Here is a 12,088-nt window from a genome sequence, read left to right as displayed (position 1 = left end):
GTTATTTTGGAATTTGAACTGCGCTAAGTTCACCATCTCGCGTATATACAAATACCTTGTCATCAACGACGATTGGCTCAATATAAAACCCAGAATCATCAAACTCAGTACGAGATACTAGCTCTCCTGAGTTTTTATCCAACCAATGTAAATTACCTTCTTGGTCACCGACCACGATATAATTGCCTGCAACTGTTGGGGCAGTAAGATACCAGCCACGCAAAGCAGCTTGTGTCCAACGTTCAATACCTGAGTTTTTGTCTAGGGCGTATAACACCCCGTCACTGTCAACCAAATAAATAACATCTAGGTCTAGCGTTAAGTCGCGATAACTACTGTACTCACGATCCCATACTACGTTACCGCTGCGAACATCAATAGCCACTAGTTTACCATTATAGGCGATAGAATACACATATGCGCCACTCACGACAGGCTTAGTGTCTACATCAACCAAACGCTCAAACTCTGAAGCACCTTTTGCTATCGCAACATCAGCACTCCAAGCCGTAAAGCCATTCTCGGCGATTAATGCCGTCAGTTTGCCACTTTCTTCACCAACAAGTACACCGCCATTGGCGCTGGTTGGCGAACTTAAACCACGCAAGGTCAGTGCTGGCACTTCTTGTTCGTAGTGCCAACGTTCTTCACCTGTATCAGGGTGTAAAGCAACGAGTTTACCTGAACCTAAGTTAACATATAGCAGGCCATCCCCAGCAGAAGGGGCAGAAAGCGCTTCGCCAGGTACTGATTTACGCCACACCACTTCACCGGTTTCACGGTCTAAGGCAAAAACCTGTCCATGCTCAGAGCCGATGTACAGCTTACCATATGCTTGGGTAATACCGCCTGACAACTTAGCACTGTCACTGTCTTCCCATGGCCAAAAGCTGGTATTTTTACGCACATCAACTTGCCATTTTTCTTTACCTGTCTCGACGTCAAACGCGGTGACTATACCCTCTCGAGCAGCAGCAAAGACCGTTGTTTGGTAGCTCACAGGGGCAAGATGAGAGAAATAATGCTCTACACCGTCACCAACGCCCTCTTGCCACACAATATTCGCTTCAAACTGGTTATTGATTTCAGGCAGTATCAGTTCTTCTTCGTCATCATTTGATGAGCACCCAGCCGTAAGTGCTGCCACACATAGAGCCAAAGAGGCCATAGTTAACTTCTTCATGGCAACTCCTTAAACCGTTGTCTTTTGTGCTAAATCATCCAGTTTAATTTGCAGCATGGGGTTATTATTACCTGTTGCCGCTTCTAGTGCTGACTGATAAGCGTCACGTGCCTTATCTTGCTCACCTTGCGCTAGGTAAATATCGCCTTGGATTTCTGATTGCTGTGCTTTGAATGCCTCAGGCATCGGTTTTGCTAACGTTGCTAGCGCCTGCTCGTACTGCTTTTGAGAAGCCTGAACACGTGCTAATCGAAGTAATGCCGTTGCTTTGAGCTCAGCATTATTTACATTTTCAGCAGCCCAAGTTAATTTGTCTGCGGCTAATGTTAAGTCATTCTTTTCAATTGCCTCTTTTGCAGCAACAAATGCGGCTAATACGGCATAGTTAGAATCAGCATTATCTGCAACAAATGCTTCGCTTTTTGCAAGTATGTCATCACTTTCCACGATTTGGCTGTAGGCTTCAGATGTCGCTTCTGCGGTGTCAATCTGACTCTGATTATAGGCTTTCCAACCGTATAATCCGCCTAACCCCAATACAGCCCCTATCACTAGGGTTGTACCATTCTCGCGGAAAAATCGCTTTATTGCTTCTTCTTGTTGCTCTTCTGTTGAATAAATTTCCATTCTAACCTCTTAGCTTACCAACTCTGCAAGCAGTGCTTTTACTTCTGCAAGCGGTAAGGTGATTTGTTCTTTCTCTTCACGCAAATATTTTACAGTCACTTTGCCTTGCGCCAGTTCATCTTCGCCTAGCACTAATGCCACGACTGCATCACTTTTGTCTGCACGTTTAAATTGCTTTTTGAAGTTGCCCCCACCGCAATGTACCATCACGCGAAGTCCTGCAACCTCATCTCGTAGCTGCTGCGCTACTACTGGAGCTTGGATTGCCGCTTTGTCACCCATAGCAACTACATAAACATCAGCATTACGGCGGATTTCACCAACACACTCTAATGTTTGTAACATTAACACAAGACGCTCGATACCCATCGCAAAACCGACAGCCGGTGTCGCTTTTCCACCTAGCTGTTCAACCAAGCCATCGTAACGTCCACCGGCACACACAGTACCTTGAGCACCAAGACTGGTTGTTACCCACTCAAATACAGTACGGTTGTAGTAGTCTAGGCCACGTACCAGCTTTTCATTAACCTGGTATTCGACGCCAGCTGCGTCTAAACGTTCACATAAATTCGCAAAATGTTCACGCGACTCTTGGTCTAAATACTCAGAGAGCTTTGGCGCATCGACTAAAACTGCCTGAATGTCTGGGTTTTTGCTATCAAGTACTCGAAGCGGGTTAGTGTACATACGACGCAAACTGTCTTCATCAAGTACCGCTTTATGCTGTTCTAAATAAGCTATCAAAGCATCTCGATATTCAGCTCGGGCTTCGTTAGAGCCCAATGAATTAAGCTCAAGCTTGACGTGCTCTTGAATACCAAATTGCTGCCATAGGCGCGCCGTCATTAAGATCACTTCAGCATCAATATCAGGCGTTGCGACCCCATAAGTTTCAACACCAAATTGGTGAAATTGACGATAACGACCTTTCTGCGGCCGCTCATGGCGGAACATTGGCCCCATATACCAAAGACGCTGCTCTTGGTTATACAGTAAACCATGTTGATTACCAGCACGTACGCACACAGCCGTCCCTTCAGGACGTAGCGTTAAGCTGTCGCCGTTACGATCATCAAAGGTATACATTTCTTTTTCAACAATATCGGTCACTTCACCAATAGAGCGTTTGAATAGATCAGTCGATTCAACGATTGGAAAACGGATCTCTTGGTAGCCAAACGCAGCCACAGTTTCTTTTAATACCGATTCTACTTTCTGCCAGATTTGTGTATCGCCTGGCAGACAATCATTCATTCCACGGATTGCCTGAAGTTGTTTTGTCACTGAAAACCCTAATTATTCTTTGCCATCAGCCAATATGTGTTGGTTGATGCTATTGCTTAAACACATGCTCAGGTAGCATTGTTTGCGTACCTGTATAAAGCTTGAAAATTCGCTTATCTTAACGATTACATCCGTATCAGTCGATGATTTTTACATCGATTTTTTCTTCGCTCTCTTTTTTCTCTACATACTCTCTAATTTGAGATTCAAGCTGAGCAACAATATCATCATTATCAATACGTGTTTTTTGACGTTCACCATTAATGTAAAGCCCTGAGCGGCGATTTGCACCTGCAAGACCTAAATCACTCACTAATGCTTCACCAGGGCCATTTACCACACACCCTATCACCGACACCGAAATTGGCGTAGTGATATCTTCTAGACGTTCTTCAAGTTGATTCATGGTGTTGACCACATCAAACTCTTGTCTTGAACAGCTTGGGCAAGCGATAAAGTTAATACCACGCGAACGGATACGCAGCGATTTAAGGATATCGAAGCCAACTTTTATCTCTTGTACTGGATCAGCAGCAAGAGAAACGCGCAGGGTGTCACCTATCCCCTCAGCCAACAACATGCCAAGACCCACTGCCGACTTCACTGAACCGGCTCTAAAGCCACCAGCTTCTGTGATCCCTAAATGTAGTGGCTGATCGATTTCTTTAGCGAGTAGACGATAAGCGCCCACCGCCAGAAACACATCTGACGCTTTTACCGATACCTTAAACTGATCGAAGTTATGACGCTGAAGAATCTCAACGTGACGCATCGCGGACTCAAGTAAAGCCTCAGGTGTTGGCTCACCGTACTTCTCTTGCAAGTCTCGCTCAAGTGACCCGCCATTGACCCCAATTCGAATAGGAATATTGTGTTCACCAGCGGCGTCAATCACAGCGCGGATCCTGTCTTCACTACCGATATTGCCAGGGTTGATCCGCAGACAGTCCGCGCCATACTTGGCAACTTGTAAAGCGATGCGGTAGTCGAAATGAATGTCTGTCACCAGTGGAATGTCTACTTGTGCTTTAATGCTTTTGAATGCTTCAGCGGCATCCATGGTCGGCACAGAAACGCGAACGATATCAGCGCCCGCATCTTGGATAGCTCTTATCTGCGCCACCGTTGCATCGACATCTAGGGTGTTAGTATTCGTCATCGATTGCACCGCTATCGGTGCGCCATCACCAATAGGCACATTACCGACATAGATCCTCGTTGACTTTCTACGCTTAATAGGTGGTTCTGAAAACATGCTGACTACTCTGCTAACGGTAAATTAAATTTGGCTAGACGGTTTTTAGTGAACTCTGGCAAGGTCACAGGTTTACCATCAAGTGTGACCTCTACGGCCCGATGCTTGCCGAGTATAACAGAAAAAGGGGCTTTCCCTTCAACTGTCATGGTATATCCTGCTTTTTTAACCCCAAATGCCACGCGCTCTTGGGTTGCATCAAACATTTCAACCCAACTTTCTTCATTAAAGTACATCACCACCGTGCTGATCCCTGGCGCGCGTTTAGTCTGCTCTTTCGGGTTGCTCTGGGCAGGCGTTGATGTCGCCACCTCAAGCGTACTTGTTGGCTGCTCTTCTAGCGCACCTGTACTCTCAGACTGTTCTGGCTCGTCGTTTTGTATCTCTTCTTGATCGCTTGTTACTTCAAGCTCTGGTGCTTCAATTGTGGTGATCGCGCTTTCTTGAGCGCTTTCAGGCTCCGAAGTATTGGTCTGCCAAAACCACAACGCTGAGGATCCCAACACAATAGCAAGCACGATATAACTCACCATCATTAAACGGCTATCGTGTGCCTCTTTGTGCGTACGACGCGAAAAGCTTTGCATTCGTTTTTTCTGCGGCGGTACCACTGGGGATTGGTACATAGCCAGTACCTCTACCGGATTTAGTCCGAGCAATGCGGCATAGTTTTTAATATAACCACGCACAAATGTTTCAGGCCCTAAATCTTGATAATCGTCCTGCTCGAGCTTGGTGAGTTGGGCATGAGTCATCTTTAGACGTGATTCAATCTCAGCAAAACTGATCCCAGCGTTTTGTCTTGCAGTCGCCAAAGTTTGCCCGATTGAAGGCTGCTCTTGTTCAGGTGCTTCTTGCTCTTTCATATTTTGGTTCATAAAACGTAATTTGTTGGGTCTACTATTAATAATCCGTGGCCTGCTTGCAGCGCCACGTCAGGAGTTAGCTTATTCCATCGCATAATTTCATCGATCAACACACCATATCGATCGGCTACGCTGAGCAAAGTATCTCCCACAGCGATTTTATGGATCACATTGGGATTATTTAGATACACCTTTTGACCCGCAACTAACCTTGCAGATTCACGCACTTGATTATACTGCATCAAATCGACCATTTTAATGTCGTATTTTACAGAAATACTAAATAGGTTTTCACCTGCTATAACCGTGTGAAACGCTACCTTTGGTGGTGTTATTTCACTGTTTAGCAGCGGTATGGAAATGTTAGTTGCCGCTGCTGTCGTTACATGACGTTCCTTTGGCATTTCACTAAAGGTGACATCTGCAGGATTTGGTTGGTAAAACTCAACTTGCTCATCAGAGCGCAATGACGTAGTTATCGCTGGAGAATTTTTAACTACCTCAGGTTTTGCTACTGGCGCAAAATTATTAGTCTCTACAGGTGAATCAGCAGTGAATATAGGCGTTGATTTGCGTTGCGTTTTTTTACGTTTAATTTTTATCTTTGGATTTGCAACGATATGACTGGGTGACGCACCAGCCAACTTGTTAAGCTGCGCTTCTCGGTATCGATTCCTCAGTCGTTCAAACTCACTCGCCACAGTATTGTCAGTTAATATCAAGGCCGCCTGCGCTGACTTTGGATAGCTTTGCACTAACGTGGTTGCTAAGTCCTGCGCTTTTTGTAAATGTCCCATTTGCATGTGAACAAGGTGGCCAAGCATCAGGCTTCTGGGAGAAACAAAACCGCGCTTTTCAATACTTTCTAGAATATCTTCGACTCGCAAAAAGTCACTGCGCGCATAATACAGACCGGCTAAAGCCAGCTGTGAAGAGATCTGCTGCGCATTATGCTTAATAGCGCTTTGCAAATAGTCCTCAGCAAGTAAATATTCATTTTGCTTCAAAGCACATAATGCTAAGTTTTCGTAACTGGCTGCTACTCTAAGATAACTTGGCACTTCAATTGCCTTAAAAAAGTACGCATTAGCTTTATCGTACTGCCCTACTCGGCACAAAAACGTGCCATAGTTATTTAGCGTATCGGGATTATCAGGTTCAATATCCAATGCCGCTTGGTACGCATTGTCGGCACGCTGTTGCTCTCCCACCTGCTCATAGTAATAGGCCAGTGTATAATGTGCTTCTGCCAGCTTTGGCGCGAGTTGCAACGCGCGCTCAAGATTAAACTTCGCTGATGTAGTATTACCTGAATTGAGATATTGAAGTGCAAGCGCGATACGAGTTCTAGCAGCATTGGTGTTATTGACTTGCTGCTCGGCTACTGGACGGCCATCAGCACGATAGCTGCGCTCCGTCACACAACCTGACAAAACTAAACTCGCACCTGCGAGAATGGATGCAGCCAATCCTGTTTTGCGATAATTTCGCGATTGCATCACTCACCTTTGAATGCCACTGGGTTTTATATCTGCACTATATTACCCAAAAGGCTACGAGATTCACCCATTTTTTGTAAGATAACCAGAACTTATCTGAGACTCAGATGAAATGAGCTGACCCAAGCCAGCTCATTATTTGTTATTGTGCACTCACATTGACAGTAATGGCGTTGTCATCACGTTGCTTTTTCTTGGCTAGACGCTTGGTTCTATCCACAACATCACCAACCAACTGACCACATGCAGCATCAATATCATCGCCACGAGTACGACGCACAATACAAGTCAGTCCAGCCGCTTGTAACACTTTCGAGAATCTATCGATACGGCTATTACTAGAGCGGCCATATTCGTTACCAGGGAACGGGTTGAACGGGATCAAGTTAATCTTTGATGGCGTGCCTTTAAGCACTTTTACTAACTCATGGGCATGATCCGTGCTGTCATTAACATCTTGCAGCATTACATACTCAATGGTGACATCTTTATTCGCCTTTGAGCCATCAATATAACGGCGACATGCCGCTAAGAACTCTTCAATTGGATACTTTTTATTGATTGGTACAAGCACATCGCGAAGTGGGTTATTTGGTGCATGTAGTGAAATTGCAAGTGCCACATCTATTTTTTCTTTCAAGATGTCAAGCGCAGGTACCACGCCTGATGTACTGAGCGTGACGCGGCGCTTGGATAGGCCAAACGCCCAATCGTCCATCATCAGCTCCATCGCTGGTACAACGTTATTGAGGTTTAACAGAGGCTCACCCATACCCATCATCACGATGTTAGTAATTGGGCGCTTAGTGCTATCACCTTTATGTAGACCAATGTCGGTTGCCACGCGCCAAACTTGGCCTATGATCTCAGACACTTTTAAGTTACGGTTAAAGCCCTGCTGCGCCGTTGAGCAAAAAGTACATTCCAACGCACAGCCAACCTGAGAAGATACACACAGTGTGGCTCTATCTTTTTCTGGGATCCACACGGTTTCAACTTCTTGGCCGCCTTCGAGTAACAGTGCATATTTGATGGTGCCATCTGAAGCCTCTTGCTTTACTGATATTTCAGGCGCTTTAATCTCACACTCAGCCTGCAAACGTGCACGAAGCTTTTTATTTAAGTTACTCATCTCATCGAAATTATCGATACCAAAATGATAAATCCATTTCATCACCTGATCCGCGCGAAACGGCTTTTCGCCATATGATGCAAATAACTCGCGCATCCCCTCGCGATTTAAATCAAGTAAGTTAATTTTTTTCTCAATAGTGGTCATGAACAACCTCGGTTATAGACGGTAAAAACAGCTTAATTGCCAACTGAGCATTGTACAAAAAAGCAGCAAACATCACAAATAATGAAACGTGTTTTGTGAAGTAGTGTGATTACTTTACAAAGCACGCTTATTCCGCAGCTTAGCTGCGGGACAAAAAAAGGGCTCGAAAGCCCTTTTTTGGCACCAAGTCTCGAATTAACGAGTACGTGGGCAGATTTCTTCTTCAGCGAAGAAGTAAGCGATTTCGCGAGCAGCAGACTCTGGTGCGTCAGAACCGTGTACAGCGTTCTCGTCGATGCTGTCTGCGTAGTCAGCACGTAGTGTACCAGCTAACGCTTCTGCAGGGTTAGTAGCACCCATGATTTCACGGTTTTTACGAACTGCATCTTCACCTTCAAGAACCTGAACCATTACAGGGCCTGAAGTCATGAAAGAAACTAGTGCACCAAAGAAAGGACGCTCTTTGTGCTCTGCGTAGAAACCTTCAGCTTTCTCTTGAGAAAGGTGAACCATTTTTGATGCAACGATTTTAAGACCAGCAGACTCAAAACGGTTGTAGATAGCACCGATGTGGTTTTTAGCTACCGCATCAGGCTTGATGATTGAAAAAGTACGCTCTAAAGCCATCTTTTGCTCCAAAATATTGTTGTGAATATTAACGGGCGCGAATTATACGTTGTTTGGTAGAAAAAACCTACTATCTCACACCGCTTTCTTTGAGAAGATAAAGAAGTTTAGTCAATTTAATATCAATAAACGTCCATAATTCACCGCTACAGCCCAGCTGACAGGGAAATCTATTTGCTTCACAGACAACATCGAAAAACCTGATCTACATCAAAATTATTTTACAGGCTTTCTTCTATACTGCGCCGCTTTTTAGAATCAGCGCACGAAATCACTCAACAGCTGACCCGTAATCAGTTCAATGTATGAGGTAAACCATGTTTGTACCAGAACTTCTCTCTCCAGCCGGCAGTTTAAAGAATATGCGTTACGCTTTTGCGTACGGTGCCGACGCCGTCTACGCCGGACAACCTAGATATAGTTTGCGAGTGCGTAATAACGAATTTGACCTTGAGAACCTTGAGATAGGTATCAATGAAGCCCACCAGCAGAATAAAAAGCTTTATGTGGTGTCAAATATTGCGCCGCATAATGGCAAAGTAAAGACCTACTTACGTGATATTGAACCCGTCATCGCGATGAAACCAGATGCGCTTATCATGTCCGATCCTGGGCTAATTATGCTCGTACGTGACAAGTGGCCTGATATGCCTATTCACCTTTCTGTACAGGCTAATGCAGTCAACTATGCTGCGGTACAATTTTGGGCCAAACAAGGAATTGAGCGCGTAATTCTTTCTCGTGAACTATCACTACAAGAAATAGAAGAGATCCGTGCGCTTTGCCCAGAAACAGAACTTGAGGTGTTTGTCCATGGGGCACTGTGCATGGCATACTCTGGGCGCTGTTTGTTATCTGGTTACATCAATAAGCGCGATCCAAACCAAGGAACGTGTACCAATGCCTGTCGCTGGAGTTACGACGTAAAGCCAGGTCAAGAAGACGAAACCGGTGACGTAGTGCATAAAGTGGATCCAAAGGCCATTATTCCTACTTTGGGTGAAGGCCAGCCAACCGACCAAGTCTTTATGCTCGAAGAGCAAGGCCGTCCAGGTGAATATATGCCAGCGTTTGAGGATGAACACGGCACATACATCATGAACTCCAAAGACTTACGTGCTGTACAGTATGTTGACCAGCTGACTCGTATGGGCGTACATAGCCTTAAAATTGAAGGTCGTACCAAATCTTTCTATTACGTTGCACGTACCGCTCAAGTTTATCGTAAAGCCATAGATGATGCAGTGGCGGGTAAGCCATTTGATCCCAGCTTAATGAAAACTCTAGAGAATCTTGCTCACCGAGGCTACACCGAAGGCTTCTTAAAGCGTCATGTACATCAGGACTACCAAAACTACGACTACGGCCACTCTATCTCAGATAAACAACAATTTGTCGGTGAAGTGCTAGGTCGCACAAACAATGGCTTAGTTGAAATCGACGTAAAGAACAAGTTCTGCACAGGACACAGCCTTGAGTTGATGACACCAAAAGGGAATATTCACTTTAACCTTGAACACATGGAAAATAAAAAAGGTGAGACCATTGATGACGCTAAAGGCTCAGGCCATGTTGTAAAGATCCCATTGCCGGAAGATATTGACTTAGACCATGCGATTTTAATGCGTAATTTAGGTCAGGATGAGGACACACGAAACCCATTTAAAAAGGCTTAGTCATGGCACTTTTGATCAATGATAAATGTATCAACTGTGATATGTGTGACCCTGAATGTCCAAATCAAGCCATTTATATGGGCGATAAAATTTATCAAATTGACCCAGATAAGTGCACAGAATGCGTGGGGCATTACGATACACCAACTTGTGTGAGTGTATGCCCAATAGACTGTATCAAGCCGGATCCAAATTATAAGGAAAGCCTAGATCAACTGGCTGAAAAGTATCTTCGCCTTACTGAACCAAATCCGTGAAGCCTAAAGGCTTCACTTTCTCTTTTCAACCAGTGCGCGCCTCAAAAACACCCTGGGTCTCTATACTCGCATGAAATGACGGCAAGAGCCTGATACTAACGGCAGTAATAAAACGACTATCCGCTCGCTACTGGGTACCCCAAACCCCAGCGGTTATATATGTATTCTTTTTGTTTCGTCCGAACACTTCGAGCCAAACCCCCCCCCTTTGTTAAACCCCAGTCAAAAACTTTTATTTTACAAAATAATTACACTTGGTTATAACTTAGCTTGAACAAAAAACAAACAAAAAGGATACAACATGAAACACCACTACCTATCAGCATGTATACTCGCATTGCTTTCGCACCAAGCTACAGCAGCAGGTCAACACGACTCAATCTCGCTACCTGATTTTACTGCAGAGCATGTTCGTAGCTTACCAATCACCAGCCTGATGGCCGTGAACCCAGATCTATTTCTATTTAGTAACGCGCTGCAGTATGTTGACTGGCAACAAACTCTTGATACAACTGCGCCCCATCTCAACGATAAACTTGAGGTCATCTTGCATTACGCAGGCTATGCCAGTATCAATCCAAAGCTATTGCTCGCTTTAATGGAAATGTCATCTGGCATCATTAGCACGCCAACGCCAGAGGCATATTTAGCACCGTTTGGAAAACTCTCGCATGAAACAGGCTTCGATGCGCAGCTTAAAGATATCGCGCTAAATTTAAGTGGTCGATACTACGCGTTCCAAAAACTTCAAACTGAAATGGGCTTACAAGCCTTTCCAGCAGTAAATGAAGCCACCGTTGCCCTTGCTGATCTGACTAGTATGCCAGTCAATCAACTATTTAATGTTTATCAGACATTATTTAATGGTGAATCTTTGGCACTCAAGGAAGATAGCGCTTCACACTTTACGGCCTCAAAAGACTCACAAGTAGGCACACTCGCCAGTTTCACTCTCAACTTTCCTTGGCCTTCAGGTTACGCTTGGTATAGTGGTGGCGCACACTCGAATACCGGATCTGGATACCCATACTCTTCATTGGACTTTAATAATGGGTCTGGTGGTTGGGGTAGTAATACACCTTGGGTACAAGCCGCACACGGCGGTACCGTCACGCGCTACTCACAATGTAATATTCGAGTAACACACTCAAGTGGCTACTCAACTCAGTACTACCATATGGAAAGCCTCCAATATAATACTGGTGATGTGGTATCCGCAGGCGCGTGGCTCGGCCGCTATGCCGACGACAAATCAACAGCATTATGCCAAGGAGGTCAATCAACAGGCCCTCATGTGCACTTCTCTTTACTCTATAATGGCGGGCATATTTCACTTCATAATTGGTACATCAGTGGCTATCGCATAGACGTTGGTAACTACAACTATGACGATAATTGCAGCCGCTTCTACTTTGAGAAAAACGGTTACCGCACCTGTGCATGGAGAGCATTGTATAAGTAGGTGATAACTTGTTCTCTAGCCGCTGTTATCCCTTAGGGTGAAATTTGTTTTAATACCAATTTGCTTAATT

11 protein-coding genes are annotated in these 12,088 nt (G+C 44.8%); 3 read left to right on the top strand and 8 right to left on the bottom strand.

Features of this window, described 5'->3' with window-relative positions; all coding sequences use genetic code 11:
• Nucleotide 1: 1 nt before the first annotated feature.
• The 8 genes from bamB to ndk form a co-directional block, all read right to left on the bottom strand.
• Entirely contained in the window at nt 2-1,183 is a 1,182-nt protein-coding gene (gene bamB, locus D9603_RS07720; protein ID WP_128730862.1) for an outer membrane protein assembly factor BamB, read from the bottom strand.
• A 9-nt stretch (nt 1,184-1,192) separates the two neighbouring features.
• On the bottom strand, nt 1,193-1,810 hold the full coding sequence (locus tag D9603_RS07715) for a tetratricopeptide repeat protein (RefSeq protein WP_128730861.1): 618 nt from the start codon (nt 1,808-1,810) through the stop codon (nt 1,193-1,195).
• A gap of 9 nt (nt 1,811-1,819) precedes the next feature.
• Entirely contained in the window at nt 1,820-3,097 is a 1,278-nt protein-coding gene (gene hisS / locus D9603_RS07710) for a histidine--tRNA ligase (protein ID WP_128730860.1), read from the bottom strand.
• Nucleotides 3,098-3,233: 136 nt separating this feature from the next.
• Nucleotides 3,234-4,352 (bottom strand): flavodoxin-dependent (E)-4-hydroxy-3-methylbut-2-enyl-diphosphate synthase, encoded by a 1,119-nt coding sequence (gene ispG, locus D9603_RS07705; protein WP_125250615.1) that lies wholly within the window; start codon nt 4,350-4,352, stop codon nt 3,234-3,236.
• A gap of 5 nt (nt 4,353-4,357) precedes the next feature.
• The gene (locus D9603_RS07700) at nt 4,358-5,218 is read right to left on the bottom strand and encodes a RodZ domain-containing protein (RefSeq protein WP_194086959.1); all 861 of its coding nucleotides are present in this window, start codon (nt 5,216-5,218) and stop codon (nt 4,358-4,360) included.
• A gap of 8 nt (nt 5,219-5,226) precedes the next feature.
• Complete coding sequence (gene pilW, locus D9603_RS07695; protein WP_128730858.1) at nt 5,227-6,717, bottom strand: type IV pilus biogenesis/stability protein PilW; 1,491 nt, start codon at nt 6,715-6,717, stop codon at nt 5,227-5,229.
• A gap of 142 nt (nt 6,718-6,859) precedes the next feature.
• Nucleotides 6,860-7,996, bottom strand: a complete 1,137-nt coding sequence (locus D9603_RS07690) for a bifunctional tRNA (adenosine(37)-C2)-methyltransferase TrmG/ribosomal RNA large subunit methyltransferase RlmN (RefSeq protein WP_128730857.1) — start codon at nt 7,994-7,996, stop codon at nt 6,860-6,862.
• 195 nt (nt 7,997-8,191) lie between these two features.
• Nucleotides 8,192-8,623 (bottom strand): nucleoside-diphosphate kinase, encoded by a 432-nt coding sequence (ndk, locus tag D9603_RS07685; protein WP_010377338.1) that lies wholly within the window; start codon nt 8,621-8,623, stop codon nt 8,192-8,194.
• A 317-nt stretch (nt 8,624-8,940) separates the two neighbouring features.
• Between ndk and yegQ the strand changes: the two genes are divergently transcribed.
• From yegQ to D9603_RS07670, 3 genes are all read left to right on the top strand, one after another.
• The gene (gene yegQ, locus D9603_RS07680; protein ID WP_128730856.1) at nt 8,941-10,299 is read left to right on the top strand and encodes a tRNA 5-hydroxyuridine modification protein YegQ; all 1,359 of its coding nucleotides are present in this window, start codon (nt 8,941-8,943) and stop codon (nt 10,297-10,299) included.
• Between the two features lie 2 nt (nt 10,300-10,301).
• Nucleotides 10,302-10,556 (top strand): YfhL family 4Fe-4S dicluster ferredoxin, encoded by a 255-nt coding sequence (locus D9603_RS07675; RefSeq protein ID WP_125250620.1) that lies wholly within the window; start codon nt 10,302-10,304, stop codon nt 10,554-10,556.
• Nucleotides 10,557-10,857: 301 nt separating this feature from the next.
• Nucleotides 10,858-12,018 (top strand): M23 family metallopeptidase, encoded by a 1,161-nt coding sequence (locus tag D9603_RS07670; protein ID WP_128730855.1) that lies wholly within the window; start codon nt 10,858-10,860, stop codon nt 12,016-12,018.
• Nucleotides 12,019-12,088: the final 70 nt, after the last annotated feature.

Origin of the sequence: Pseudoalteromonas sp. PS5, from assembly GCF_004103255.1 — a bacterium.
Taxonomy (GTDB): domain Bacteria; phylum Pseudomonadota; class Gammaproteobacteria; order Enterobacterales; family Alteromonadaceae; genus Pseudoalteromonas; species Pseudoalteromonas peptidolytica.
This window is presented reverse-complemented; position numbering and strand designations above follow the sequence as displayed.

Coding starts and splice junctions, on each gene's coding strand:
- bamB (WP_128730862.1), bottom strand. CDS start 1,183: ATGAAGAAGTTAACTATGGCCTCTTTGGCTCTATGTGTGGCAGCACTT.
- D9603_RS07715 (WP_128730861.1), bottom strand. CDS start 1,810: ATGGAAATTTATTCAACAGAAGAGCAACAAGAAGAAGCAATAAAGCGA.
- ispG (WP_125250615.1), bottom strand. CDS start 4,352: ATGTTTTCAGAACCACCTATTAAGCGTAGAAAGTCAACGAGGATCTAT.
- D9603_RS07700 (WP_194086959.1), bottom strand. CDS start 5,218: ATGAAAGAGCAAGAAGCACCTGAACAAGAGCAGCCTTCAATCGGGCAA.
- pilW (WP_128730858.1), bottom strand. CDS start 6,717: ATGCAATCGCGAAATTATCGCAAAACAGGATTGGCTGCATCCATTCTC.
- D9603_RS07690 (WP_128730857.1), bottom strand. CDS start 7,996: ATGACCACTATTGAGAAAAAAATTAACTTACTTGATTTAAATCGCGAG.
- ndk (WP_010377338.1), bottom strand. CDS start 8,623: ATGGCTTTAGAGCGTACTTTTTCAATCATCAAGCCTGATGCGGTAGCT.
- yegQ (WP_128730856.1), top strand. CDS start 8,941: ATGTTTGTACCAGAACTTCTCTCTCCAGCCGGCAGTTTAAAGAATATG.
- D9603_RS07675 (WP_125250620.1), top strand. CDS start 10,302: ATGGCACTTTTGATCAATGATAAATGTATCAACTGTGATATGTGTGAC.
- D9603_RS07670 (WP_128730855.1), top strand. CDS start 10,858: ATGAAACACCACTACCTATCAGCATGTATACTCGCATTGCTTTCGCAC.